The following is a 24,148-nucleotide window of genomic DNA, read 5'->3' on the forward strand; positions in this document are numbered from 1 at the left end:
GGGCGGCGATTCAATCAAAGCAGTAACGCGAGCCCAAAAAAGACCAGCGGAATCATGCCAGTGTCGCGGTTGGCGCGAAACAGTTGCAGGCATTTCTTGGAATCATGGATGTCGAGGCCGCGCAACTGCCACGCCATGTGCCATCCCATCGCCCAAGGTGCGGCCAAAACGGCGACCATCGCCAGCGGCGATCCGTTGGGCAGGGCTGCAAAAATCACGGCAATTCCCATCAATCCGACAGTGGCCGCCAGAAAGCGACGCAGCCAATCGGGGGTCTTTTCTGCGAACAGACGCGCGGTGGATTTAACCCCGATCAGCGCGTCATCTTCGGTGTCCTGATGCGCGTAAATCGTGTCGTAAAACAGCGTCCATGCGATGCCGGCCAGATACAGTACCACCGCAGGCGCGCCCAAGGTGCCGGTGTGCGCGGTCCATGCCAGCAAAGCCCCCCAATTGAATGCGAGGCCAAGGAACACTTGGGGCCACCACGTGAACCGTTTGGCGAAGGGATAGACGCAGACGGGCAGCAACGCGAGCACACCCAGAACAATTGCAGCGCCGTTGAACGTCAGCAAAATTGCGAATGAAATCAAGGCTTGGATCGCCATCCAGACAAGCGCGCCTTTGCCGCTGACTTGACCCGACGGGATTGGGCGCGAACGCGTGCGCTCAACTGATCCGTCGATATCGCGGTCGGCAAAATCGTTCCACGTGCAGCCCGCACCACGCATCAGCCACGCCCCGGCCGCGCAGCCAACAGCGATCCACAGATCACCCCAACCCGCGCGCCCGTCATAGAGCATCGCCAACATCAAACCCCACCAACACGGCAACAACAGCAACCATGTGCCAATCGGGCGATCCGCACGCGACAAACGCAAATAGGGGCGGGACCAGACAGGGGCCCAGACGTCGACCCAATTGTCTTGCACGGCATCCGCGACTTGACCTTCATTTGCGTGGCCATCTGGCGCTGGTGAAATGTTGTGCATATGTAGGTGTCCATGACAGCTAAAATTCGCCTCTTCATAGACGTTCCGCTTGCCGTTGGGCAATTGGTGACTTTGACGCAAGCCCAAGCGCACTATTTGTTTGGGGTGATGCGGTTGAAAACCGGTGCGCAGGTGCTGGTGTTTGACGGCGCGCACGGTGAATTTCTGGCCGACGTGGTGCAGGCGGGCAAACGCGGCGGTGAACTGAGCGTGAGCGCGCAGACCAAACCGTTGCAGATGCCACCCGATCTGTGGCTGGTTTTTGCGCCGATCAAAAAGGCGCGCACGGATTTTATCGTGGAAAAAGCGGCAGAAATGGGCGCGGCGCGGATCGTGCCGATGCAGACGGAATTTACAAATTCGAGCAGGATCCAACGTGACCGGTTGCAGGCGCACGCGGTAGAAGCGGCTGAACAATGCGGCGGCACCTACGTGCCCGAGCTGACTGATCTGGTGAAATTCGACAGGCTGCTGGCCGACTGGGATAACACCCGTAAAATCATGTTTTGCGACGAAGCGACGGCAACGGACAGCCCGATGCCATTTGAAGGCACGACAGGCCCGTGGGCAATTTTCATTGGACCCGAAGGTGGGTTTTCGGACCGCGAACGCACAAAGCTGCGCACCATGAGCTGTGCTCATGTGGCCCAATTGGGTCCGCGCATTTTGCGGACCGACACTGCGGCGGTCGCAGCCCTGACCCTGTGGCAGCGCGCTTTGGGGGACTGGCAATGAACGATTTCACCGCCCGATCAGATCAAATGATGTCAAAGGCACTGTCATGACTTTTATCCGCCCAGACGCCGCCCGCGCGATACACCGCCTGCGCGAAGCATTGGTCGGGATCGCGATTCTTGCGCTTGGCCTGTTGTGGGTGTTTGGCCGCCCCGGACTGTTGCAGTTTCTGGGCTACCCGGTTTCGCTGATTGGTGTCGTGTTCATTCTGATCGGCATTCAGCGCGCGCGGTTTCGCACATCCGATGACGGGGCGGGGGCGGTGCAAGTCGACGAAGGGCAAATCACCTATTTTGGTCCCCTGACCGGCGGGGCCACAGCGCTCGCGGATCTTGAGCGTTTGACCCTTGATCGCAACCTGAAGCCTGCGCATTGGCGTCTGGATTCCCCCGGCACACCAGCGCTGCTGATCCCCGTGAATGCGGCTGGATCGGACGCGCTGTTTGACGCCTTTGCAAGGCTGCCCGGCCTGCGGACCGAGCGGATGCTGAGCGAAATGAACACCCCGTTAAACGGGGGCCAAAATCAAGCAGTTGTGATCTGGGAACGCGCGCCCTTGCGCCCCGCACACGTCCGGCTGCATTGACAGTCCTAGAAATTCGCACCATCCCTGAATTCCCAAACGCCAATCACTTCGGAGCATCCCCTCATGTCCATTCCACAAACCGGCGGCGGGCCGATCGAACACCATGATCAGCTGGCCGAGCATCTGGCAGAGGGCTGTAAACCCAAGGAAGACTGGCGCATCGGAACCGAGCACGAAAAGTTCGGTTACTGTAAAGACACGCTAAAACCACTGCCATTCGAGGGCGAGCGGTCTATTGTCGCTGTCCTTAGTGGCCTGCGCGATCGTCACGGGTGGTCAGAAATTCGCGAAGGCGGGCATCTGATTGGCTTGGAAAAAGACGGCGCGAATGTGTCGCTGGAACCGGGCGGCGCGCTTGAGCTGTCGGGTGCCCCAGTCGAGACGATCCACGAAACCTGTGACGAGGTGAACACGCACCTGCGCGAAGTCAAAGACATCAGCGATGAAATTGGCGTGAAATTTATCGGGCTTGGTGCCGCGCCGATCTGGCAGCACGAAGAAATGCCGTTGATGCCCAAAGGCCGTTACAAGCTGATGGATGCCTACATGAACAAGGTCGGCACGTCCGGCACAACCATGATGCGGCGCACCTGCACGGTGCAAGTGAACCTCGATTTCGCGTCCGAACCGGACATGGTGCAAAAGCTGCGCGTGGCCTTGGCCTTGCAACCTGTGGCCACCGCCCTGTTCGCCAATTCGCCATTTTTCGAGGGCAAAGTGAACGGCCATAAATCATGGCGCGGTCGCGTGTGGCGTCACTTGGATGACGCGCGCACCGGCATGTTGCCGTTTGTGTTCGAGGACGGCATGGGGTTCGAACGCTGGGTGCAATACGCGCTGGATGTGCCGATGTATTTTGTCTACCGCGACGGCAAATATATCGACGCGCTTGGCATGTCGTTCCGCGACTTTATGAAAGGCGAATTGCCTGCCTTGCCTGGTGAAATGCCGATGATGTCCGATTGGGCAGACCATCTGACGACAGCATTTCCCGAGGCGCGGATCAAGAAATTCATGGAAATGCGTGGGGCCGATGGTGGTCCGTGGCGCCGTTTGTGCGCGTTGCCTGCGTTCTGGGTTGGGCTGATGTACGACCAATCTTCGCTCGATGGCGCGTGGGATTTGGTCAAAGGCTGGAGCGCTGAACAGCGCGAAGCCTTGCGCGTCGCCGCTTCGGTTGACGGTTTGCAAGCCAAAGTGAACGGCATCAACATGCACGATCTGGCCCGCGAAGCGGTGGCGCTCAGCCATGCTGGTCTCAAGGCACGTGCGCGCGCCGGGGCAGGCGGCATGGTGCCGGACGAGACGCATTTCCTGAACGCCCTACACGAAAGCATCGAAACCGGCAAAACTCCGGCGGACGAGTTGCTGGATCACTACAACGGCGACTGGAACGGCGATATCACGCGGGTGTTTAGCGACTACAGCTACTAGGCCGGCTTCTCCGTTTGGCCCAAAACGCGTTGCTCGTAAAGCGCGCGTATTTGGGCCTTGCGATCCGCCAACATTTCGGGCGTTGGCGCTTGGCGTGATGCCTCTAGATAGGCGTAGCCCTGCATGGGATCATGCGACTTGCCTGTGCCCTGATAATTAGTGGTTTTACCACTCGGCCGCGCACGCGGTGGGCCATAAATGTTGTTGTCGTCGTTTGACGGAAAAAGCGTCAGAACAAACACAACAACACTGCCCAAGGGTACAATATGCATCAAATACCAAAAGCCTGAAAATCCACCGTCATGGAGCCGGCGTATAGTGACCGTCAAACGAGGGATAAAGCTGATCAAAGCCCAATAAACAAAGAGATAATCGAACGGATCGGTTGAGATGTCAGGATAAATGCCCAAGGGGCGAATGGTTTGGATTGTGGTCCAAATATCGATGCCAAGTGCGGCGATCCCAATTACCAAATCCCACAAAAAGAACCACCAATATTCGGATCTTGGCGCGCGGCCTCTGATTCTAAATGCATTTACGATGACAGAATTAAGTGCTGCAAAAGGTCCCATAGGTATGCCCATAACTGAGTGTTGGTTATGGGCAAGATCGTACAGCTATAGGGCGAAAATGCGGCGTAGTTTGACCGATTTAAGGGCGGTTTAGTTACGGTTTTACCGGATCAAACCATGGCAGCAAAGGTTGGCGGCTGCTGGCATATCCGGGCACCTGAGCATCCAGCCGCGCGGCCAATTTCGGCAGTTTGTGAACAGGCACACGCGGAAACAGGTGGTGCTCGCGATGGTAAAACATCAGGTAGGCGATGATCGCAAAAACTCCACGCTGACTGCGCCCTGCAATGCCACTATTTTCGGTCCCTTGATGGGTGATCCAAACTGCAAACAGCGCAGTCAGACACTGGGCAAAGGCCATAGCGCCCAGATGCAGGATCATAAACCGCTGTCCGCTGATCAAACACAACCCAACAAAGGCGAACACCGCCAGCCAATCCAGCACGACCCGGCGGCGCCAATACTGCGACCCACTGCGCCAGGCGGCAATGTTCAGATCCACAGGAAAGCGCGGACCATAACGCAGCACCTGCCAAAACCCCATGCGCCCGCAACGCCCTTCGACATCACCGTCACCCATGTTGAATTTGTGGTGCCGCATGTGACAATAGGCATCCGCGTGATTGGACCCCAGCATGATGGCGCTAAGGGTGGTCATCACAGCACTGTCGCCCATCCGGTTGAAGCCCAGATTACCATGGATGGCCTCGTGGTTCAGGCGCAGTCCGCACAGGAAAAACATAAAGCTCGCGAGCGGCCCAAACATCCATAACTCACTGGCATAAATGAATAAGGACAAGGCAAACCACGGCATCGGCAAGGTCAATTCGCGCAACATATCCCAGCGGCTGATCGCGCTTAGATCGTGCCATTCAATGCCGCGCGGGGTGCGTTCTGGTGCCATGGTGTTCTCCGATGTTGTGTGGATAAGGCGGCGGTATTCCCCCGCCCCATTTGTTAGGCGGGCCTGACTGCGGGGGCCATCACGTCACTCACGACAGCGCGCAAAGTGGCGACGGCGTGGGTGAACCCAAGGCCCAAGCACAGAGCGGCAAAGCCAAGCGCAAGCATCAAGGCGGCCAGTGGTTCGTCCCGCAAAATCGGTAAGACAGCACCAATCAAAATCACCCCGCCGGCACCGATGGCGGCAAAGCCGGTGGTGATGGTCACGGCAGTGGCACGCGCGGCGGCTTTGCTTTTGGGGCAGTCGCCGATCATGTGACCGATTTTCAAGATCATCAGGGCCAAGGTAATCAGCCCACCGGCGGCAATCGCAATGTAGGTAAGGGTCAGAAAAAGCATGAGAATTCTCCTTTTAGCTCATGAAACAGAAATTAGATGGCGCGCGCGACAGCATAGAAATCGCGGCGCAGTTTGAGATAGATGGCACCAAAGGCCCCCGCCCAAAGCGGCCCAAAGAGCAGACCAAATGCGAGCAGGAAAAACCCTCCATTGAACAGGATCTGCTCGCCGATAACCTGGGTGGCAACGCCAAGGATTGGGAACAAGGCCAATGCCGCTAAAAAGCCGAGAAACATAAGATCCCTCACGCTTGCTTGGTTGCGGCGCAGGTGGATCAGCAACAGCGGTGTGCCCATGACCAGATAGATCGGACCACCAAAGACCAACGCAAAAACCGGGATCAACAAAATCCAGAACGACACCGCAGTGACGACCAAAGGACCAGCAACCAAGGCAATAAAGAACGCAACAGGATCAATCAGGTATCCGGGTTTTCGGCTTGTCTTGATCAAAAATACTCTCTTGGCGACAAAGTCGTATGAGAAGTGATTGTTGATTTTTCTTTCAGTTATTTCTGTCACAACAGAAACTCCTTTGCAAAATTTTTAGCTGGATGTGCCCTTTGGCAAGAACCGCGCAATACGGGCGCCCATTTTGACGACACCCAGTTGCACAGCGCGGGGCAGGCGCGATACTTCACCATACCAATCGTCGAACATCTGCATCGTGTCTAGCGTCTCGTCGATGCGCTTTTTCACGTCCTTGGGCGTCGCGTCTTCGTTGGCTTGTTTCTGCACTTCGCGCAGGGCGGCCAAGGTCGGTGCAAATTCGCGCTCGCGCCGTGTTTCGATCACGGTGTTCACCAGATCAAACATGTCGCGGATCGAATGAAAATGATCGCGCCGATCGCCCAGCTTACGGCTGGATTTCACCAGCTTTTGGCTTTGCAATTCCTTCAGCCCGTTTGACACGTTTGATCGTGCAAGGTTCAGCAGCTCGCAAATCTCGTCCGCACTTAGGGGCGCGGGCGAAATGTGCAGCAGGGCGTGAATTTGAGCGACGGACCGGTTGGTGCCCCATTTCGCGCCCATATCCCCCCAGTGAAGGATGAAATCTTGCATGGCGGGTGTCAGGTGCATCTTGCGAATCTCTTACGTTAATTTCTGTAATGACAGAAATAACAGATACGACTGTGGCGTCAAGAAATTTTAGCAGTGAGCTAAATTCACCCCAAACGCGCTGTCAAAATGCTAAACGCACCCGCGCCAAAGGCAACGGCAAACACCGCCTCGAACCCGCGTTTCATACGGGCATAGGCCGCCGTCATCGGGGCCGAAGAAAAGATGACCGCATACAGATGGAACATGATCAGGCTTTGGATGCCCACGGACATGATGACGATCAACAACCCTTGCCAGCCTGTGTCCGGCGGGATGCCGATGGAGTAAAGCGCGCCGAAAAACAGGATCGCTTTGGGGTTGGTCAGATGCAGCGCCAACCCTTTGCCGTAGGCGCGCGCGGGTGTGGTCACGGGCAGGTCCAGCGTCTTCAAACGCGCACCCATCCATGCGGATCGAGCTGCTTTGATCGCCAGCCACAATAAATATCCAGCCCCGAAATATCGCACGATTTCAAACAGCCATGAATGGGCCAGCATCACCGCGCCCAGCCCAAAGGCCGCTGACACAGACCAGATAAATGACCCTGTTGTGACACCCGACGCCAACGCCAAACCGGCCTTGCGCCCCGATGCCATAGACGTGCCCGCAATGGTTAACGTCGCAGGCCCCGGGCTGGTCGATGCCAAAAACGCAGCGATCAAAATCAGCGGTAGGTTGATGCCATCAATCACGTTGATTTCTGTCCGATCTTGGGTTCAGTCCCCGCCCGAATACGCGCGAGGTTTGTGCGGTGGCGCCAATAGACCAGCAGCGTCAGGATCATGCCCATGAACAAGGCCGTCGGGGCCCCCATGAACATCAACAAAAAGGTCGAGGACGCCGCCGCCGTCAGCGCGCCCACTGACGAGATCCGCCAGATCAGTGCCCCCACCAACCACGCCGCACAACACGCCAACCCGATCGGGAACGCATAGGCCAGCATGATACCAAGGAACGTCGCGACACCTTTGCCGCCGTTGAATTTCAACCACACAGGATAGCAATGCCCCAGCATCGCCATGACGCCCGCCAGTTGGGCCGCGTCTTCGCCTGCGAAATACCGCGCCAACAACAAGGCGACCGCCCCTTTGCCTGCATCAAAAATCAACGTCATGGCAGCGGCCGGTTTGCTGCCGGTGCGCAAAACATTTGTAGCCCCGATGCTGCCCGACCCGATGTCGCGCAAATTGCCAAGGTTCATGGCGCGCGCGATGATCATGCCAAACGGGATCGATCCGAGCAGGTAGGCGATCACGCCCCAAAGAGCGAGTGTGGCAAATGTGTTTTCAATTATTGGCATTTTGTTTTCTCAATCAATCGCGTTCAAAAACTTTGACGCCGTTTACGTAGGTTGCAAGGACTTTACCCTGCATACGCTGGCCGTCAAACGGTGTGTTGCGCGATTTGGATCGCAGGGTTGCGCGGTCCATCACGAACGGAGCGTGGGCATCAAACAACACCAGATCGGCGGGGGCTCCGACGCTCAAACGCCCGCTGGGCAGACCCAAACGTTGGGCAGGGTTAAACGACATGGCACGCCACAAGGTTGGCAAATCGATCAGCTCTGCATGCACCAAACGCATGGCGGCAGGCAGGAACGTTTCCAAGGCAACGGCACCACTGGCGGCCTCTTCAAATGGCAGGCGTTTGCTTTCTTCATCCTGCGGCGTGTGCATGGAACTGATGATGTCGATCAGACCTGAGGCGACAGCTTCGGCCACAGCCAGTCGATCATCCTCGTCGCGCAACGGTGGTTTCAACTTAAAGAACGTCCGGTAGTCGGCCACATCCAAAGCGTTCAGCGTCAAGTGGTGGATCGACGTGCCGGCGGTGATGTCCAGCCCGTTGGCCTTGGCCCGTTCCAGCGCGGGCAGGGCGCGCGCGGTGGTGATTTGATCCGCGTGATAACGCGCGCCGGTCATTTCGATCATCGCGATGTCACGGTCCAACCCCATGCGTTCGGCCATCGGCGACACCGCTGGCAAACCGCGCAAAGACGCAAATTTGCCCGAGGTCACGGCCGCCCCAGCGCTGAGGATCGGTTCTTGCAAATGGCAAATCACCAAGGCCCCAAGCGAGCGGGCGTAAGTCAGCGCGCGACTGAACACTTTGTTGTCGGTGACCACCGCATCGCAATCGGTGAACGCGACGGCCCCAGCATCCAGCAGAAATCCGATCTCGGTCATTTCGCGACCCAAGCGACCCTTGGTCAGGGCGGCCATGGGGTGCACGTTGACGGGGGACGCTTCGCGGGCGCGGCGGATCACAAATTCTAGCGCCTCGGGGCTGTCGATATCCGGCGTGGTGTCGGGGCGGGTGACCATGGTGGTGACGCCGCCAGCCGCGGCCGCTTGACCCGCGGTGCCAAAGCTTTCTTTGTGCCGCTCGCCGGGTTCGCAAACCTTGACGCCGATGTCGACGATGCCGGGGGCAAGGTGCTTGCCGCCGCAATCCACAACGGTCACCGATTTGTTTTGCATGCGAAACATTTCAATGTTTTCAGGGGTTTGCGTTAACACTTCGTTAATCACACCGTCCGCTACAAACAGCGCCCCCAAAGTCTCGATTCGGGCCTCGGGATCGATAAGCTTGGCGTTGATGAACAGGGTCGACATAGGGCGCAATCCTCGGGGCACGGGCGTTTGCACTGCTTTAACGGGGAATGGCGTTTTGCGAAAGGGTGTTGGCACGGCATCGTTGTCCGCGCGCATGATTTTTGCTAGGCATTTGCGAAACAAACACAGGAGAACCAAATGCGCATTCTCGCCTTAATTCTCGTGGCTTTGATTGCCGCGCTGCACAGTTACATCGCCTATTTCGAAGTTTTCGCATGGGAGACAACCGGCCCGCGCGTGTTCGCAACACTGCCTGCGGACCTGTTCGCCGACACGGTTTTGTTGGCCGCAAACCAAGGCATGTACAACGCATTTCTGGCGGCAGGCCTGATCTGGTCACTGCTGATCCAGGATCACAAATGGCAAAGCAACATCGCGTCGTGTTTCCTGATATTTGTGGCGGTTGCGGGCTGTTTCGCGGCCTTTACGATTTCGACACGCATTCTGTTTGTGCAGGCGATGCCGGCGATTATCGCGTTGATTTTGCTGGTTCTTGCGCGACGCGGGGCGTCAGGAAACTAGGACCCGATCCAAATAAACAGCGCTGTGAACACAAACAGGAACAGCAGTGCGTAGGTCGCGATGCGCCCGCCGATGGCCGCGTCCGACGGTGTTTTGCGCGGTTGCACACCAGACCCGATGTCGGTGCTGTCGGTGTCGATGGTTTCATTTGCGCTCCAGTCTGGTCCTTGCGCGCCGTAATTCGCGATCAGGGTCAGTTCGGGCACCGCGCGCAGGGTCATGGCGCGGTCGCGAAACGCCAGTGACAGAATGATCAGAACGTAGCCGGACAGGCCCGTCAGGCGCGCGCGATCCGCACTAAGAGTGTCTGCATCAATGTCGTAACCTTGGGCAAGGTATTGCGGCAGGCTCATGTCGCCCAGATCGCTGAGGCGCACCAGTTCGACGTAGGCAGGATCGAGGTCTTCGGCCCCCAGCATTTGCCCCAGAGTTTTGGGCACATTTTCACCACCCGCATCGGTCAGATTGACCGCAAACAAGCGCAGTTGCCCACGTTCTTTGGCAGCGATGGTCAGAGCATTAGTCATGTGTAAGCCGCCGTTTTCATTGCGTTCTGGATTTGGGTGCGGATCTGTGCGGGTTTGTCGATGTAGGCCATGGTGATGGCCTGACCATTGGACAGACGCAAGATGAGGCTCCAGAAAAACCGTCGTTTGATGGCGGTGATTTCCGTGAGCGGCAGGGTGTGGGGCATCATGTATTCGGTCGGGTTTTCGTAGATCAGAGCGGAGGGCGTCAGCGTCCATGTGGCGTTGCGGTGGCGCATCCAATCGGTGAAATCATCCAGCACAAACATGTAGATCAGCGACAGGCAAACAGAGGTGACAAAGGCGGCGACCCCACCGATGTACGGCCATGCGGGGGTGAGCATGACGTAGGTGAACAAAAACAGCGCCAAGCAACGCAAACCAAAGGCGCGCAACGAGGGTTTGAAGATGTGCAGCGGTTCGATCATGCGGGGATTTTGCGATTGCGGGCGAGCAGATCCATCGCGGCCATGCGTACGGCGACGCCCATTTCGACCTGTTCCTGAATGACGCTGCGATTGATGTCGTCGGCGATGTCACCGTCGATTTCAACGCCGCGGTTCATCGGGCCGGGGTGCATGACGATGGCGTCGGGTTTGGCGTGTGCCAGTTTTTCCGCGTCCAGCCCGTAGCGGTGGTAATATTCGCGTTCGGAGGGGATGAATCCGCCGTCCATGCGTTCTTTTTGCAGGCGCAACATCATGACGACGTCGACGTCTTTGAGACCTTCGTTCATGTCGTCGAATACCTCGACGCCGAATTCCTCGATGCCCGACGGCATCAGCGTGGGCGGGCCGATCAGGCGAATGCGGTTTTCCATTTTGCCCAGCAGCATGATGTTTGAACGGGCCACGCGAGAATGCGCGATGTCACCGCAAATCGCAATCGACAGACGGTGCAGACGGCCTTTGGCACGGCGGATTGTGAGGGCGTCCAGTAACGCTTGGGTCGGGTGTTCGTGGCGTCCGTCGCCGGCGTTCAGAACCGCGCAGTTGACCTTTTGGGCCAGCAGATCGACGGCACCGGAATGGGGGTGGCGCACGACCAGCAGATCGGGGTGCATTGCGTTCAGGGTCAAGGCCGTGTCGATCAGGGTTTCGCCCTTTTTGACCGAAGAGGCCTGCATCGCCATGTTCATCACGTCGGCCCCAAGGCGTTTGCCGGCCAGCTCGAATGAGGCTTGGGTGCGCGTTGAATTCTCGAAAAACATGTTGATCTGGGTCAGGCCCGCCAGCGCGTCGGAGTGTTTGGACGGCCCGCGGTTCAGCGCCACGTAGTCTTCGGCCAGATCCAGAAGCGTCGTGATGTCGGACGGGTGCAGTTGTTCGATCCCCAGAAGATGGCGGTGGGCAAATGTCATGGGCGGCAACCTATCTGAATTTTCGCCGTTATAGAGCGGCAGGCGCGGTGCGGCAAGCATTGGGCGGTGTGTGATTTTGCCTTTGGCGAGAGTATTTTCGATCAGAACAAAGGCGGGGCGTTTTGATTGCCGGGTTGGGGGGCTAGAGTGGGGTTATGGAATCAGTTGAGTTTCATCAGGCCGCCGCATTGTTGGCATGGCAGTTAGAGCTGGGCGCGGATGAGGCAATCTGTGACGCGCCGGTTGACCGCTATGCGTTGCCGGCTGCGATGACGAAACCTGCGGCCAAGGCGAAGGCCGAAAAGGCCCCAAGCGGGCCAGTTGTCGTGCCGGATGTGGACGGCGTTGCGATTGCGCGCGAGATGGCGGCAGCTGCTGGCGATTTGGCCGGTTTGCAGGCGGCGATTGCAGCGTTTGAGCATTGTGATTTGAAACGCGGTGCGCGCAAGATGGTGTTCGGTGACGGGTCGCCCGCAGCGCGCGTGATGATTATCGGTGACGTGCCGGACCGCGACGAAGACCGCGAGGGGCGCCCGTTTGTGGGCCGTTCGGGGCAGTTGCTGGATCGCATGTTCGAGGCGATCGGCATGGGGCGCGCGGTTGAAGATACGCCGGTTTATTTGGCCAATGTTCTGCCTTGGCGACCGCCCCAGGGCCGTGATCCAAAACCGGACGAGATGGCCATGATGCAGCCGTTTCTAGAGCGTCACATCGCGCTGGTGAACCCAGACATTTTGGTCCTGATGGGCAACATCAGCTGTCAGGCGTTGCTTGGCAAACGCGGCATCACCCGTCTGCGGGGCGAGTGGCAAGAGGTGCTGGGCAAGCCTGCGCTGCCGATGTTCCATCCGTCACATTTGATGCGCACGCCGCTGGCCAAACGTGATGCGTGGGCCGACCTTCTTAGCCTGAAGGCACGATTGAAAAATGCCTGACCTGTTGATTTTATTGACGTATATTCCGGCAGCTTTGGCGCTGAACCTGACGCCCGGTGCGGACATGCTGTTTTGCTTGGGCCAAGGTGTGCGATCCGGGCCGCGCAGCGCGTGGGCGGCAAGTGCGGGGATATCGCTGGGCGGCATGGTGCATGTATTTGTGGCCGGCATGGGGTTGGGCGCTGTGATCGCCGCGGTGCCGTGGGCCTTTGATGTGATCCGCTGGATTGGTGTCGCCTATCTTTTGTATTTGGCGGCAAAAACTCTGCGCGGTGCGTCGCCCGATGCGCCCGAACCACAGGCTGTAGCCCGCGCGTTTCGCACCGGATTGATGGTGAACCTGACCAACCCCAAAGTGATCTTGTTCGTGCTGGCCTTTGTGCCGCAATTCGTCGATCCGACCAAACCCGTTTTAGCGCAATTCATGGTGTTTGGCATGGTCATGGGCATCGGCGGATTTTTCATCAATGGCGGTGTCGGGGCCTTTGCAGGAACGATTGGCAAACGGGTTGCACGCGGATCACGCGCGCTTGATTACGTGGCCAGCGGCGTGTTTGTCGCCCTTGCCGCCAAACTAGCAGTATTGGAGCGGGCATGAGCCGGATCGACGAAACAGCTGAATTTATCGCCGTGCGCATTGCTGTGCTGACAGTCTCGGACAGCCGCAGTTTGGCCGAGGACCGATCTGGCGACGTGTTGGTGGGGCGGATTGCGGATGCGGGCCATGTTCTGGCCGATCGCATGATCCTGACCGACGAGCGTGCCGAGATTTCGACCCAATTGCGCAACTGGTGCGACGATCCGACCATCGACGTGGTGATTTCAACGGGCGGCACTGGCCTGACGGGTCGTGATGTCAGCGTCGAGGCACACCGCGATGTTTACGAAAAAGAAATCGACGCGTTCGGCACCGTGTTCACCATCGTGAGCATGCAAAAGATCGGCACCTCTGCGGTTCAAAGCCGCGCCACAGGCGGCGTTCGCAACGGCACATATTTATTCGCGCTGCCCGGCAGCCCGGGTGCGTGCAAGGATGCGTGGGACGAAATTTTGGTCAAACAGCTCGATTTTCGCCATCGCCCCTGCAATTTTGTGGAAATTTTGCCACGGTTGGACGAACACCAGCGCCGAAAATGACTTTATCGTGCGCCACACACCGTATGGACTTGGTATTTATCTAACGTGTTCTAGGTTATAGAGGCGTAGTGAATGCGCATAAAGGATTATGCATGCGGTTTTTACGGCAAAGCCTGATTGGGGTATTTTTGGCGGCGGTGACGCTGGGTTTGTTGGCCTATGCGGGGCAGCTGATTGGCGGCGCTGTGCAAGATCGCATGGCAAACGACACGCAGGCGCGTCCGGCGCGTGAACGGGTTTTTGCCGTCAATGTTGTTGTGGCCGACGCTGGCACCGAGACCCCTGTTTTGCAGACATTCGGCGAAGTGCAAAGCCGTCGCACGCTGGAATTGCGCGCCGCCTCGGGTGGTCGTGTGATTGAGCTGGCTGAGGCCTTTCAAGACGGTGGTGCGGTAAAAGCAGCGCAGGTTTTGGTGCGGATTGATCCGGCGGACGCGCAGTCTGCCTTTGATCGTGCGCAGGCGGATTTGGATGACGCAAAAGCCGAAGCGCGCGATGCGCAACGTGGCGTGGCCTTGGCCAAGGATGAACAGGCCGCAGCACAAGAGCAGGCAGATTTGCGGCAATCCGCGTTCCAGCGCCAAGAGGATTTGCGCGCGCGCGGTGTTGGCACTGCGGCAGCCGTTGAAACCGCCGAGTTGGCCGCGTCGTCCGCCCGTCAGGCAGTGCTGGCGCGTCGCCAGATTGTGACCAACGGCGAGGCGCGCATCGATCAGGCGGCGACCCGTTTGGCAAGGGCGCAAATTGCACTGGCCGAAATGCAGCGGCGATTGAATGACACCACGTTGGTTGCCCCGTTTGATGGCACGCTGAGCGCGACAAATGTTGTGGCGGGGCGTTTGGTGTCTGCGAATGAAAAGCTGGCGGATTTGATTGATCCGGATGCGCTTGAGGTGTCGTTTCGGGTGTCGACCGCGCAGTACGCGCGCCTTTTGGATGACACCGGCGCATTGCTAAACGCCGATGTCAGCGCAACTTTGGATGTGGCGGGCATTGACCTGACCGCGACGGGCCGGATCAGCCGCGCCAGTGTGACAGCGGGTGTCGGTCAAACGGGGCGTTTGGTGTTTGCAGAAATCGACAAGACGGCTGGTTTCAAACCCGGCGATTTTGTGACTGTACGGGTTCAGGAACCCAGCATTGACGGCGTTGTGCGTCTGCCCTCAGCGGCGATGAGCGCGGACGAAACGGTGTTGGTTTTGGGCCCCGAAGATCGGCTTGAGGCGATGGATGTGACGCTGGTGCGGCGTCAGGGCGACGACATTCTGGTGCGCGCGCAAGGCCTGTCGGGGCGCGAAGTGGTTGAGGCCAGATCGCCTTTGCTGGGGGCGGGCATTTCGGTGAAACCCCTGCGCGGCGACCGCGCGGTGCCTGAAACGCCCGCCATGGTCGAGCTGTCAGAAGAACGCCGCGCCAAGATGATCGCATTCATCGAAAGCAACAAACGCATGCCCGCCGAGGCCAAGGCCCGTGTGCTCGCCCGCTTGTCTGAACCTCAGGTGCCCGTCCAAATGGTAGAGCGCATCGAAGGCCGGATGGGCGGCTAGTCATGGCGCGTCAGGTTCCCAAAGCCGCAAGTGGTCTGCTGTCATATTTTACGCGGCACCGCACCGTTGCGAACCTGCTTTTGGTGGTGATGGTTGTGGCCGGTTTGGCCGCTGTTCCGAACATGCGCGCGCAGTTTTTCCCTGACGTGATCCTCGACAATGTGTCGGTCACCGTCGTGTGGGACGGGGCGGGGGCCGAAGATGTCGACGCAGGCATCGTGCAAGTGCTGGAGCCCGGGTTGCTGACGGTTGAGGGGGTCGAAAGCTCTGAATCGGTATCGCGTGAAGGGCGCGCCGCGATCCAGCTGGAATTCGCGCCGAACTGGGATATGGCGCGCGCTGCCGACGATGTGCAGGCGGCGATTGACCAGATTACGACCCTGCCCGAGGACGCCGAAGACCCGACCGTGCGGCGTGGTGCGTGGCGTGATCGGGTGACAGACGTGGTCATCACCGGCCCGATTGCGCCGGAACAATTGGGCCTGTTTGCCGATGAATTGGTGACGCGTTTGTTCGCCGTCGGGGTCACCCGAACGACCATTCGCGGCATCGCTGCACCACAAGTTTTGATCGAAGTTCCGTCATCCAGCCTGATCGCGTTTGACGTCTCGATGACCGAAATCGCAGCCGCCATCGCCGCCGAAGTCGACGCCGATCCAGCAGGCGATGTGACAGGGGCAAACGCGCGTGTGCGCACCGGCACGCAGAAACGCTCGGCCCAGGAAATTTCCGGCGTTGTTTTGCGGTCAAACCCGGATGGCAGTACTGTCGTTGTGGGCGATGTCGCACGGGTTCTGCGCCAAGGGGCAGACCGCGAACGCACCTATTTTGTCGGCGACGACCCTGCGGTGTCAGTCCGTGTGGACCGGTCCAACCAGGGCGACGCAATCGCGATGCAGGCGCAGGTCGAAGAGGTCGCCGCATCCATGCAACGCACCCTGCCGCGCGACGTCACACTCGAGCTGATCCGCACCCGCGCAGAGGCGATTTCGAACCGTCTGGCAATCTTGATTGATAACGCGCTTGTCGGCCTTGGGCTGGTGGTGATGTTGCTGTTTTTGTTCTTGAATGCGCGCACGGCGTTCTGGGTGGCAGCGGGCATTCCGGTGGCGCTGCTTGCCTCGATTGCATTCATGTACATGGGCGGTTTGACGATCAATATGATCAGCCTGTTTGGCCTGATTATCACGCTTGGGATTGTGGTGGACGACGCGATTGTGGTCGGTGAACACGCCGATCACCGCGCCCGTCACTACGGTGAAGCCCCTGTTGTTGCAGCAGAAAATGCGGCCCGTCGCATGGCCATGCCGGTGTTTGCCGCAACGCTCACGACCGTCATCGCGTTCTTCGGGTTGGTCGCGATTGGGGGCCGTTTCGGTGATCTGATCCGCGACATCCCGTTCACCGTGATCGCGGTGCTTGTCGCCTCGTTGATCGAGTGTTTTCTGATCCTGCCAAACCACATGTCACACGCGCTGGCAGCCATCGACAAAAAGCGTTGGTACGACATGCCCAGCCGCGTTGTGAACATCGGGTTCGAGTGGATGCGCGCGCGTCTGTTCCGCCCGTTCATGGCGCTGGTGATCCGTGCGCGGTACGTGGTTTTGGCCGCCGTGATTGCGGTGCTGGCAAGCCAAGTGGCGCTGTTCATCAATGGTGACGTGAAATGGCGGTTTTTCAACGCGCCTGAACGTGGTTCGGTCACCGGCAATTTTGCGATGACCGAAGGGGCAACACGCGCTGACACGCTCGCCATGATGCGCGAAATGCAGCGCGCAACCGAGGCGCTGGGCGCGCAATATGCCTCTGAAAACAATGGGGTGAACCCGTTGGACTACGTCATGGCCGAAATTGGTGGCAATGCCGGTCGTGGCCTGTCCGGGGTCGAAAGCAAAGACACCGATTTGCTGGGCGGTATTTCGATCGAACTGATTGACGCCGACCTGCGCCCCTATTCCAGTTTCGCCTTTGTCGCCGCCCTACAAGACGAGGTGGCGCACCATCCGTTGGTGGAAACCGTCAGCTTTCGGTCGTGGCGATCTGGCCCCGGTGGTGACGGGTTGGATGTGCAGTTTTTCGGCGCGGACACCGATGTTCTGAAACAGGCGAGCGAGGATTTGCAACGCAGTCTCGCGCAGTACTCCGAAGTCAGCGCGATGGAGGACAATCTGGCCTACGACAAAGAAGAATTGATCCTTGATCTGACCGCGCAGGGGCAGGTTTTGGGCTTTACCATCGACAGTTTGGGGCGGGCTTTGCGGGCGCGTTTGAACGGGATCGAGGCGGCGACCTTCCCTGATGGACCGCGCTCTGCGACCATCCGCGTCGAAGTGCCAACCGGCGAATTGACCGCCGATTTTATGGAACGAATGCAGCTGCGCACGCCGGCCGGTGCCTACGTGCCGCTGGCCGATATTGTCAGCGTGGACCGGCGCACCGGCTTTTCCACGGTGCGGCGCGAAAACGGTATTCGCCTGATTTCGGTCACAGGCGATATTTCTGAGGACGACCCCGCACGTGCCACTGAAATCGGTCGCGCGCTAGAGGAAGAAATCTTGCCACAGATCGCCTCGACCCGTCAGGTTGAGTGGCGGATGTCGGGTCTGAGTGAACAAGAAAACACGTTTTTGAATGATGCGCTGACCGGTTTGATCCTGTGTCTGACGGGCATTTATTTGGTGCTTGCGTGGGTGTTTGGCAGCTGGACGCGGCCCATGGTTGTCATGGCGATTATCCCGTTCGGGCTGGTCGGAACAATCTACGGGCACGCCGCGTGGGACGTGCCGCTAAGCATGTTTACGGTTGTCGGTCTGCTGGGCATGACGGGGATTATCATCAATGATTCCATCGTCTTGGTCACCACGATTGATGAATACGCCGAAGACCGCGGGCTGGTGCCATCGATCATTGACGGGGCGTCGGACCGGTTGCGCCCTGTGATGTTGACCACCCTGACCACGGTGCTGGGCATGACCCCGCTGCTGTATGAGCAAAGCCAGCAGGCGCAGTTTTTGAAACCGACGATAATCACGCTGGTCTACGGCCTTGGCTTTGGCATGTTGCTGGTGCTGCTGGTGGTGCCTGCGTTGGTTGCAGCGCAGCACGATGTGGCGCGGCAGATCGGGGCGATGCAACGGGGCCTGAACGCCAAAGCGCGCGGTCTGGCGTGGTCACTGCGCCTGCTTTGGCTCGCGGTTTTGGGCTGGGGTGGCGTGACGTTGGGCCATGTGATGTATTTTGGCGCACTGCCTGACCAGATCCTAGACGCCGTGCCAATGCTGGCGGATCGCGCCCCGATGGTCGCGGGTTTGGGGCTGTTTATTGCGGGTGCTGCGGTGCTGGTTTTGGGTGCCTACATCGTTCTGGGCATTGCCTATCAGATTGGCGCGTTGCGGCGCAGAGGCCGGGCGGCCTAGCCTGCGGTGCAGCCCTGAATGTCGACCGAATGGCTGGACCCCAAAATCGTGATCCGCACGTCAGAGCGATCCAGCGAAAACGCGTTGCCCGATGAATGGACCATCCGCGCCGTTGCGACCAATTGGTTGCCATCGCGGCGGGTTGTGGGCTCGCTGACCCAGATGCCCGGTTGCGCCTCGATGACGGTTTGTTCTTGACCGCCGGCCGAGGGCACGGCGACGCGGGCTTCGATTTGCAGGCCGTTTTCTGCGGGGGTGATGCGGCAGGTCGCGCTGCGCACGCCGGCCTCTTGGGCGGAAAACGGGGCGCTGGCCAAGGCCGCGGCGATTGCAGGCACGGGCTTGGTCGCGGTGCCATCAAGAACCGTGTCAAAGTTCAGCGTGAATGGCGCGCAAATGTCAGAGCAAATTCCCAGATCCATCCGCATCTTCAATCGCACCGGTTTGTCTGCGCGTTTGGGCGCGATGTGCAGCGGGATCACCAGCGTTTCTTTGTACCCGATCGACCGCATCCCACCGTCGTGAAACACGCGGGGTTGTGGCCAAGTGATGCGCACATCGTCGATATTTCGTGCGCGCGACCAGTCAAATTGCGGCGGAATGCCAGCGTCACCGGGGGCGCGCCAATAGGTCTTCCAACCGGGATCCAGCATCAGACGCAGGGCTGCAACGCGTTGCCCATTCGGCAACACCCACCCCTGCACCACGTCGGCCTGAACGGGGGCATCAAAGGATTGCGCGCTGGCAGGGACTGCAAGAGCGGCGCATAGGGCAAAGGCGGAGCAAAGCGTTTTATTCATGCAATCCTACATGGCGATCACTGCGGTAAATGCCAAGTCACGTTGTGGTCAGCCATGTTTCGCCGTTTGAAGCGAAAGATACGCAGTTGCGCCTTGCGCCCGCGGGGTGCGATGCGCAACACTGAGGTGAATTGCTACGTGCGAGAGGGTCAAAGTGGCCAGTAGAACGTTAGGAACAACGACACAAACCTTGGGCGAACTGACAGGCAAATTGTTGGTCGCAACCCCCGGTATGGGCAATGAACAATTCGATAAATCAGTGGTGTTTGTGTGCGAACATTCGGCCAAAGGGGCCATGGGTTTGATCGTGAACAAGCGCGCCAAAGGCATGGCTTTGGGTGACGTTCTGGAACAGTTGGACGTCGATGTGGCCGGACATGTCAAAGGTTTGCCAGTGTATTTCGGCGGGCCTGTCGAAATCGCCCGTGGCTTTGTTTTGCATTCACCCGACTTTCAATCCAGCCTGCAAACCGTGAATGTCGGCATGGATTTTGCGATGACCGTGACGATGGATGTGCTCGAAGAAATGGGCAAAGGTGTCGGCCCCGAGAACGCGCAGATGATGCTGGGCTATGCCGGTTGGGGGCCCGATCAGTTGGAAAATGAAATCGCGCAGAATGGCTGGTTGATCTGCGAGGCCACGGTTGAATTGGTCTTTGGTGCGGATGATTCTGCGAAATGGGCGTTGGCATTGGCCAGCATGGGGCTTGATCCGTTGACGTTGTCGGCGACGGCTGGACATGCTTAACGCGGTGCTGCCGCGCGGCTAAGCCGGTCGTTGATTGCTGCGCCCAATCCGGTCATCGGGATCGGGGCGACTGCGATGGGCTTGCCACTTTCGTCGAGCCGGTGAAGATAGTCGAACAGGTTGGCCGCAGCCTCGGTTAGATCGCCAGCTTCAGACAGATTGAGGTCGCTTTTCATCGGTCCGAATCCTAGGAAAACCTCACCGAAATCCGCAAATTTGGCGTTCAATCGCACCTTGGCGTTTGGCGCGTAATGCGAGGCCAACTGGCCGGGGGCCGTGATCGTATCGGACGTCGGCACCGCCAGCGGGCATCCCAAAACCGCCTCGATGTCTTCTGCCGGCACGCCGCCAGCGCGCAATAACGTGGGCACAGGCGCCAGTGTCACGATCGTGCTTTCCAGCCCGACTGTGCACGGCCCGTCATCCAGAACCGCGCCGATTTTGCCATCCAGACCCGCCAGCACATGGCGCGCGGTTGTCGGGCTGATTTGGCCGGATGGATTGGCCGAAGGGGCGGCCACAGGTGCCTCTGCGGCGCGCAACAACGCGGTTGCAGTTGGATGGTTCGGCACGCGGATCGCAAGCGTTGGCAACCCTGCGGTGACCAATGACGCCAGCCCGTGACCTTGGCGCAAGGGCAAAACCAAGGTTAACGCACCGGGCCAGAATGCATCCGCGATCATTTGCGCCTGATCTGACCATTCGACGTATTTTTGCGCAGAATCAGTATCTGGCACATGCACGATCAAGGGGTTGAAACTGGGCCGTCCTTTGGCCGCGTAGACTTGTGCGACCGCAGCACCATTGCGTGCATCAGCGCCAAGGCCGTAGACGGTTTCGGTGGCAAATGCGACCAACGCGCCGCCACGCAGCAGTGATGCGGCTTGCGAAATGCCGGTTTGATCGGCCACGAGGTGTTGGGTTTTTGAACTGCTCATCGATCCGAACTGCATGACGCGGCGTTTTGCTTGCCTGTCTTTAGCGCGCTCTTCATGTTGACGCCAGATGTGTGTTAGGTGCCGTGCGCCCGCCATCCGAAAAATGAGGTTTTTGCCATGCCATACCGCGCCCCTGTCGATGATTACCGGTTCTTGTTTGACCATGTTGTGGGGCTGGATCAGGTCCGCGCAACCGAGCGGTTTGAAGAGGCGAGCGACGATTTAACCACCGCCATTCTGACCGAGGCCGGCAAGCTTTGCGAAGACGTCATGGCCCCGTTGCAAAAAGCCGGTGATCTGACGCCGTCCTATTTGGAAAACGGCGTTGTGCGGACTGCTGACGGCTATGCGGACGGGTTCAAAGCGATTGCGACGGGCGGTTGGATCGGCATGTCGGCGGACCCGGAATACGGTGGCATGGGCCTGCCGATGTCGGTGACCACGGCGGTGAACGAAATGATGAGTTCGGCGTGTTTGTCGCTGCAACTTGCGCCTTTGATGTCGCAAGGCCAGATCGAAGCGTTAGAGCACCACGGATCAGATGCAATCAAAGAATTGTACCTGCCCAAACTGATTTCCGGCGAATGGACCGGCACGATGAACCTGACCGAACCGCAAGCGGGCTCTGACGTCGGTGCCTTGTCGTCCAAGGCGGTGGATTCAGGCGACGGGACGTACAAAATCAGCGGCCAAAAGATCTACATCTCTTGGGGCGATAATGATTTTGCAGAGAACATTTGCCACTTGGTTCTGGCACGATTGCCGGGCGCACCTGCGGGCACCAAAGGCATCAGTTTGTTCTTGGTTCCCAAGTACTTGCCGAATGCGGACGGATCGCTGGGCAAGGCCAACAGCCTCAGTGTTGTGTCACTGGAACACAAAATGGGCCTGCACGGATCACCGACCTGCGTGATGCAATACGACGCGGCAACCGGTTGGCTGGTCGGCCCCGAAGGCGGTGGCATGGCGGCGATGTTCACGATGATGAACAACGCGCGTTTGGGCGTCGGCGGGCAGGGGATTGGTGCTGCTGAGGGTGCCTATCAACACGCCTTGGCCTACGCGATGGACCGCAAACAAGGCCGTACCGCCACCAGTGAAACCGGCACGATTGTGGACCACGCTGACGTGCGCCGGATGCTGATGACGATGAAGGCGGATATCTTTGCCGCCCGCGCGATTGCGCTTTCGTGCGCGGTTGCCATCGACATGACCAACGCGACAGGCGACGCAGATTGGCAGGCCCGCGCGGCGTTCTTGACCCCGATTGCCAAGGCGTTCGGCACCGATGTCGGGATCGAGGTCGCAAACACCGGCATCCAAATCCACGGCGGCATGGGCGTGATCGAGGAAACGGGTGCCGCGCAATTTTCGCGCGATGTGCGCGTCACAGCGATCTACGAGGGCACCAACGGCATCCAGTCGATGGATCTGGTTGCGCGCAAAATGATGGACGGTGGCGAAATGGCGAACCGTCTGTTGGATGAAATCGAACACCACGCCGAAGCTGCGCGTGAGCGGTTCCCGAACATGGCGGATGCGGTTTGGTCGGCGACAGAATCGCTGCGCGAGGCGACGGAATGGCTGACGGCGCAGACCGATATGCAGGAACGCTTTGCCGGTTCGGTGCCGTATTTGCGTGCCTTCGCCCGGGTTTTGGGCGGGCATTTGCATCTGACGGCGGCGTTGGCTGACACGCCCGGTGGCACGCGCGAAAAACTGGCGCGGTTCTATATTTTGCGGCTTTTGCCGGAACATGCGGGGCTGTTGACCCACGCGATGGCCGGTGCTGCAGATTTGTACGCGATGAGCGTCGAAGAGTTGGCAAGCTGATGGCGGATGGAGCACACACCGGCCTGCGCTATCCGCATGAAACGCCGCCTGAATTCGGTGAAGGGATCACGCTGGCCCCGGGTGTTTTGTGGTTCCGCCTGCCGCTGCCGATGAAGCTGGATCACGTCAACATTTACGCCTTTGACGAGGGTGACAGTTGGACGGTGATCGACACCGGATTTAGTTCGAAAAAGGCCAAAGCGATCTGGCGCGAAATGATGGACGGGCCGTTGGGCGGCAAGCCGGTTTCACGGGTGATTGTGACCCACCACCACCCCGATCACATTGGTCTAGCCGGTTGGTTACAAAGCGAATTTGGGGCCGAGCTGGTGACGACACGCACCGCGTGGTTGATGGCACGCATGCTGACGCTGGATGTGCATGCGGTCCCGAATGCCGAAACGCTGGCGTTCTACAAACTGTGCGGCATGGACGCTGAAATTTACGCAAAACGCGCGGTTGAGCGGCCATTTAACTTTGGTGATATCGTGGATCCACTGCCGCTGGGATACACCCGTATTCAGCAGGGCGACACGATCAAAATCGGCGGGCGCACGTGGGACATTCACATGGGCAACGGCCACGCGCCGGAGCATGCGACGTTCTGGAGCCGCGACGACAATCTGGTGATTTCTGGCGATCAGATTATCTCTTCGATCAGCCCGAATGTTGGGGTTTACGCGACTGAACCGATGGCCGATCCGATTGGCGAATGGCTTGAGGCCTGCGAGCGGCTAGAACCGTTGGCGCGCACGGATCAGTTGGTTTTGGGCGGTCACAAACTGCCGTTTATGGGCCTGCCGACACGAATGCGTCAGCTGATCGACAATCATCACGGGGCGCTGAAACGTTTGCTTGCCTACATCGACACGCCGAAATCCGCGTCCGAGTGTTTTTCGCCTTTGTTCAAAAGATCGATAGGTGAGGGCGAATATGGCCTCGCACTGGTTGAAGCTGTCGCGCATTTATCGCACCTTTACCAAGACGGCCTTGCGACGCGTGAATTGCGCGACGACGGGGCGTGGGTTTACCAGCGCAAGGATTGACGG

26 protein-coding genes are annotated in these 24,148 nt (G+C 58.8%); 12 read left to right on the forward strand and 14 right to left on the reverse strand.

The window, feature by feature from the left end:
* Positions 1-14: 14 nt before the first annotated feature.
* Complete coding sequence (gene ubiA, locus ACFIO0_RS01235) at positions 15-992, reverse strand: 4-hydroxybenzoate octaprenyltransferase (RefSeq protein WP_390912829.1); 978 nt, start codon at positions 990-992, stop codon at positions 15-17.
* A gap of 12 nt (positions 993-1,004) precedes the next feature.
* Between ubiA and ACFIO0_RS01240 the strand changes: the two genes are divergently transcribed.
* From ACFIO0_RS01240 to ACFIO0_RS01250, 3 genes are all read left to right on the forward strand, one after another.
* A complete protein-coding gene (locus tag ACFIO0_RS01240; RefSeq protein WP_390912830.1) occupies positions 1,005-1,727 on the forward strand; it encodes a 16S rRNA (uracil(1498)-N(3))-methyltransferase in 723 nt (240 codons plus the stop codon).
* A 46-nt stretch (positions 1,728-1,773) separates the two neighbouring features.
* Positions 1,774-2,313 carry a hypothetical protein gene (locus ACFIO0_RS01245; protein ID WP_390912831.1) on the forward strand — a complete coding sequence of 180 codons (540 nt, stop codon included), beginning with the start codon at positions 1,774-1,776 and terminating at the stop codon, positions 2,311-2,313.
* 63 nt (positions 2,314-2,376) lie between these two features.
* Positions 2,377-3,747, forward strand: coding sequence for a glutamate--cysteine ligase (locus ACFIO0_RS01250; protein ID WP_390912833.1), 1,371 nt, complete (start codon positions 2,377-2,379; stop codon positions 3,745-3,747).
* Here ACFIO0_RS01250 and ACFIO0_RS01255 read toward each other — a convergent pair.
* The 8 genes from ACFIO0_RS01255 to pyrC form a co-directional block, all read right to left on the reverse strand.
* Positions 3,744-4,331 (reverse strand): DUF805 domain-containing protein, encoded by a 588-nt coding sequence (locus ACFIO0_RS01255; RefSeq protein ID WP_390912835.1) that lies wholly within the window; start codon positions 4,329-4,331, stop codon positions 3,744-3,746. The two genes, ACFIO0_RS01250 and ACFIO0_RS01255, sit on opposite strands and share 4 nt — an antisense overlap.
* Positions 4,332-4,413: 82 nt before the next feature.
* Positions 4,414-5,223: a fatty acid desaturase gene (locus tag ACFIO0_RS01260; RefSeq protein WP_390912836.1), complete on the reverse strand. Its 810-nt coding sequence runs from the start codon at positions 5,221-5,223 to the stop codon at positions 4,414-4,416.
* A gap of 53 nt (positions 5,224-5,276) precedes the next feature.
* The gene (locus ACFIO0_RS01265) at positions 5,277-5,621 is read right to left on the reverse strand and encodes a hypothetical protein (protein WP_390912838.1); all 345 of its coding nucleotides are present in this window, start codon (positions 5,619-5,621) and stop codon (positions 5,277-5,279) included.
* 32 nt (positions 5,622-5,653) lie between these two features.
* Positions 5,654-6,073 carry a hypothetical protein gene (locus tag ACFIO0_RS01270; protein ID WP_390912839.1) on the reverse strand — a complete coding sequence of 140 codons (420 nt, stop codon included), beginning with the start codon at positions 6,071-6,073 and terminating at the stop codon, positions 5,654-5,656.
* 93 nt (positions 6,074-6,166) lie between these two features.
* The gene (locus tag ACFIO0_RS01275) at positions 6,167-6,700 is read right to left on the reverse strand and encodes a MarR family transcriptional regulator (RefSeq protein WP_390912841.1); all 534 of its coding nucleotides are present in this window, start codon (positions 6,698-6,700) and stop codon (positions 6,167-6,169) included.
* Between the two features lie 86 nt (positions 6,701-6,786).
* On the reverse strand, positions 6,787-7,413 hold the full coding sequence (locus ACFIO0_RS01280; RefSeq protein WP_390912843.1) for a LysE family transporter: 627 nt from the start codon (positions 7,411-7,413) through the stop codon (positions 6,787-6,789).
* Positions 7,410-8,021, reverse strand: a complete 612-nt coding sequence (gene plsY / locus ACFIO0_RS01285; RefSeq protein ID WP_390912845.1) for a glycerol-3-phosphate 1-O-acyltransferase PlsY — start codon at positions 8,019-8,021, stop codon at positions 7,410-7,412. The genes ACFIO0_RS01280 and plsY overlap by 4 nt, the downstream gene beginning before the upstream one ends.
* Positions 8,022-8,034: 13 nt before the next feature.
* Positions 8,035-9,336 carry a dihydroorotase gene (gene pyrC / locus ACFIO0_RS01290; RefSeq protein WP_390912847.1) on the reverse strand — a complete coding sequence of 434 codons (1,302 nt, stop codon included), beginning with the start codon at positions 9,334-9,336 and terminating at the stop codon, positions 8,035-8,037.
* 138 nt (positions 9,337-9,474) lie between these two features.
* Between pyrC and ACFIO0_RS01295 the strand changes: the two genes are divergently transcribed.
* The gene (locus ACFIO0_RS01295) at positions 9,475-9,858 is read left to right on the forward strand and encodes a DUF1304 family protein (protein WP_390912848.1); all 384 of its coding nucleotides are present in this window, start codon (positions 9,475-9,477) and stop codon (positions 9,856-9,858) included.
* Here ACFIO0_RS01295 and ACFIO0_RS01300 read toward each other — a convergent pair.
* From ACFIO0_RS01300 to ACFIO0_RS01310, 3 genes are read right to left on the reverse strand one after another with little or no spacing between them, the layout of a single operon-like run.
* Positions 9,855-10,385 (reverse strand): hypothetical protein, encoded by a 531-nt coding sequence (locus tag ACFIO0_RS01300; protein ID WP_390912849.1) that lies wholly within the window; start codon positions 10,383-10,385, stop codon positions 9,855-9,857. The genes ACFIO0_RS01295 and ACFIO0_RS01300 overlap by 4 nt on opposite strands.
* Positions 10,382-10,813, reverse strand: a complete 432-nt coding sequence (locus ACFIO0_RS01305) for a hypothetical protein (RefSeq protein WP_390912850.1) — start codon at positions 10,811-10,813, stop codon at positions 10,382-10,384. Before ACFIO0_RS01305 ends, ACFIO0_RS01300 begins: the two co-directional genes overlap by 4 nt.
* Positions 10,810-11,745 carry an aspartate carbamoyltransferase catalytic subunit gene (locus tag ACFIO0_RS01310; RefSeq protein WP_390912851.1) on the reverse strand — a complete coding sequence of 312 codons (936 nt, stop codon included), beginning with the start codon at positions 11,743-11,745 and terminating at the stop codon, positions 10,810-10,812. The genes ACFIO0_RS01305 and ACFIO0_RS01310 overlap by 4 nt, the downstream gene beginning before the upstream one ends.
* A 155-nt stretch (positions 11,746-11,900) precedes the next feature.
* Between ACFIO0_RS01310 and ACFIO0_RS01315 the strand changes: the two genes are divergently transcribed.
* The 5 genes from ACFIO0_RS01315 (at position 11,901) to ACFIO0_RS01335 (ending at position 18,780) form a co-directional block, all read left to right on the forward strand.
* Entirely contained in the window at positions 11,901-12,680 is a 780-nt protein-coding gene (locus tag ACFIO0_RS01315) for a uracil-DNA glycosylase family protein (protein ID WP_390912853.1), read from the forward strand.
* Entirely contained in the window at positions 12,673-13,278 is a 606-nt protein-coding gene (locus ACFIO0_RS01320; protein ID WP_390912855.1) for a LysE family transporter, read from the forward strand. Before ACFIO0_RS01315 ends, ACFIO0_RS01320 begins: the two co-directional genes overlap by 8 nt.
* On the forward strand, positions 13,275-13,817 hold the full coding sequence (moaB, locus tag ACFIO0_RS01325; protein ID WP_390912857.1) for a molybdenum cofactor biosynthesis protein B: 543 nt from the start codon (positions 13,275-13,277) through the stop codon (positions 13,815-13,817). The genes ACFIO0_RS01320 and moaB overlap by 4 nt, the downstream gene beginning before the upstream one ends.
* A 92-nt stretch (positions 13,818-13,909) precedes the next feature.
* The gene (locus ACFIO0_RS01330) at positions 13,910-15,364 is read left to right on the forward strand and encodes an HlyD family efflux transporter periplasmic adaptor subunit (RefSeq protein WP_390912859.1); all 1,455 of its coding nucleotides are present in this window, start codon (positions 13,910-13,912) and stop codon (positions 15,362-15,364) included.
* Between the two features lie 2 nt (positions 15,365-15,366).
* Entirely contained in the window at positions 15,367-18,780 is a 3,414-nt protein-coding gene (locus ACFIO0_RS01335; protein WP_390912861.1) for an efflux RND transporter permease subunit, read from the forward strand.
* Here ACFIO0_RS01335 and ACFIO0_RS01340 read toward each other — a convergent pair.
* Positions 18,777-19,580 (reverse strand): protein-disulfide reductase DsbD domain-containing protein, encoded by an 804-nt coding sequence (locus ACFIO0_RS01340; RefSeq protein ID WP_390912863.1) that lies wholly within the window; start codon positions 19,578-19,580, stop codon positions 18,777-18,779. The genes ACFIO0_RS01335 and ACFIO0_RS01340 overlap by 4 nt on opposite strands.
* Before the next feature lie 154 nt (positions 19,581-19,734).
* Between ACFIO0_RS01340 and ACFIO0_RS01345 the strand changes: the two genes are divergently transcribed.
* On the forward strand, positions 19,735-20,328 hold the full coding sequence (locus tag ACFIO0_RS01345) for a YqgE/AlgH family protein (RefSeq protein ID WP_390912865.1): 594 nt from the start codon (positions 19,735-19,737) through the stop codon (positions 20,326-20,328).
* On the opposite strand, the gene ACFIO0_RS01350 is transcribed toward ACFIO0_RS01345, so the two are convergent.
* On the reverse strand, positions 20,325-21,266 hold the full coding sequence (locus ACFIO0_RS01350) for an L-threonylcarbamoyladenylate synthase (protein ID WP_390912867.1): 942 nt from the start codon (positions 21,264-21,266) through the stop codon (positions 20,325-20,327). The two genes, ACFIO0_RS01345 and ACFIO0_RS01350, sit on opposite strands and share 4 nt — an antisense overlap.
* 117 nt (positions 21,267-21,383) lie before the next feature.
* Here ACFIO0_RS01350 and ACFIO0_RS01355 point away from each other — a divergent pair, with 117 nt between their 5' ends.
* Complete coding sequence (locus tag ACFIO0_RS01355; protein ID WP_390912869.1) at positions 21,384-23,099, forward strand: acyl-CoA dehydrogenase family protein; 1,716 nt, start codon at positions 21,384-21,386, stop codon at positions 23,097-23,099.
* Entirely contained in the window at positions 23,099-24,145 is a 1,047-nt protein-coding gene (locus ACFIO0_RS01360) for an MBL fold metallo-hydrolase (protein WP_390912871.1), read from the forward strand. The genes ACFIO0_RS01355 and ACFIO0_RS01360 overlap by 1 nt, the downstream gene beginning before the upstream one ends.
* Positions 24,146-24,148 lie beyond the last annotated feature (3 nt).

It is taken from the genome of Pseudosulfitobacter sp. SM2401, assembly GCF_042932805.1.
In the GTDB taxonomy this organism is placed as follows: domain Bacteria; phylum Pseudomonadota; class Alphaproteobacteria; order Rhodobacterales; family Rhodobacteraceae; genus Ascidiaceihabitans.

Bases quoted from the DNA above. Each gene is read 5' to 3' on its own strand.
- ACFIO0_RS01320 (WP_390912855.1), top strand. From the start codon at position 12,673: ATGCCTGACCTGTTGATTTTATTGACGTATATTCCGGCAGCTTTGGCG.
- ACFIO0_RS01300 (WP_390912849.1), bottom strand. From the start codon at position 10,385: ATGACTAATGCTCTGACCATCGCTGCCAAAGAACGTGGGCAACTGCGC.
- pyrC (WP_390912847.1), bottom strand. From the start codon at position 9,336: ATGTCGACCCTGTTCATCAACGCCAAGCTTATCGATCCCGAGGCCCGA.
- ACFIO0_RS01360 (WP_390912871.1), top strand. From the start codon at position 23,099: ATGGCGGATGGAGCACACACCGGCCTGCGCTATCCGCATGAAACGCCG.
- ACFIO0_RS01355 (WP_390912869.1), top strand. From the start codon at position 21,384: ATGCCATACCGCGCCCCTGTCGATGATTACCGGTTCTTGTTTGACCAT.
- ACFIO0_RS01315 (WP_390912853.1), top strand. From the start codon at position 11,901: ATGGAATCAGTTGAGTTTCATCAGGCCGCCGCATTGTTGGCATGGCAG.
- ubiA (WP_390912829.1), bottom strand. From the start codon at position 992: ATGCACAACATTTCACCAGCGCCAGATGGCCACGCAAATGAAGGTCAA.
- ACFIO0_RS01295 (WP_390912848.1), top strand. From the start codon at position 9,475: ATGCGCATTCTCGCCTTAATTCTCGTGGCTTTGATTGCCGCGCTGCAC.
- ACFIO0_RS01240 (WP_390912830.1), top strand. From the start codon at position 1,005: ATGACAGCTAAAATTCGCCTCTTCATAGACGTTCCGCTTGCCGTTGGG.
- plsY (WP_390912845.1), bottom strand. From the start codon at position 8,021: ATGCCAATAATTGAAAACACATTTGCCACACTCGCTCTTTGGGGCGTG.
- ACFIO0_RS01260 (WP_390912836.1), bottom strand. From the start codon at position 5,223: ATGGCACCAGAACGCACCCCGCGCGGCATTGAATGGCACGATCTAAGC.
- ACFIO0_RS01275 (WP_390912841.1), bottom strand. From the start codon at position 6,700: ATGCACCTGACACCCGCCATGCAAGATTTCATCCTTCACTGGGGGGAT.
- ACFIO0_RS01350 (WP_390912867.1), bottom strand. From the start codon at position 21,266: ATGAGCAGTTCAAAAACCCAACACCTCGTGGCCGATCAAACCGGCATT.
- ACFIO0_RS01245 (WP_390912831.1), top strand. From the start codon at position 1,774: ATGACTTTTATCCGCCCAGACGCCGCCCGCGCGATACACCGCCTGCGC.
- ACFIO0_RS01255 (WP_390912835.1), bottom strand. From the start codon at position 4,331: ATGGGCATACCTATGGGACCTTTTGCAGCACTTAATTCTGTCATCGTA.
- ACFIO0_RS01310 (WP_390912851.1), bottom strand. From the start codon at position 11,745: ATGACATTTGCCCACCGCCATCTTCTGGGGATCGAACAACTGCACCCG.
- ACFIO0_RS01335 (WP_390912861.1), top strand. From the start codon at position 15,367: ATGGCGCGTCAGGTTCCCAAAGCCGCAAGTGGTCTGCTGTCATATTTT.
- ACFIO0_RS01340 (WP_390912863.1), bottom strand. From the start codon at position 19,580: ATGAATAAAACGCTTTGCTCCGCCTTTGCCCTATGCGCCGCTCTTGCA.
- ACFIO0_RS01330 (WP_390912859.1), top strand. From the start codon at position 13,910: ATGCGGTTTTTACGGCAAAGCCTGATTGGGGTATTTTTGGCGGCGGTG.
- ACFIO0_RS01305 (WP_390912850.1), bottom strand. From the start codon at position 10,813: ATGATCGAACCGCTGCACATCTTCAAACCCTCGTTGCGCGCCTTTGGT.
- moaB (WP_390912857.1), top strand. From the start codon at position 13,275: ATGAGCCGGATCGACGAAACAGCTGAATTTATCGCCGTGCGCATTGCT.
- ACFIO0_RS01265 (WP_390912838.1), bottom strand. From the start codon at position 5,621: ATGCTTTTTCTGACCCTTACCTACATTGCGATTGCCGCCGGTGGGCTG.
- ACFIO0_RS01250 (WP_390912833.1), top strand. From the start codon at position 2,377: ATGTCCATTCCACAAACCGGCGGCGGGCCGATCGAACACCATGATCAG.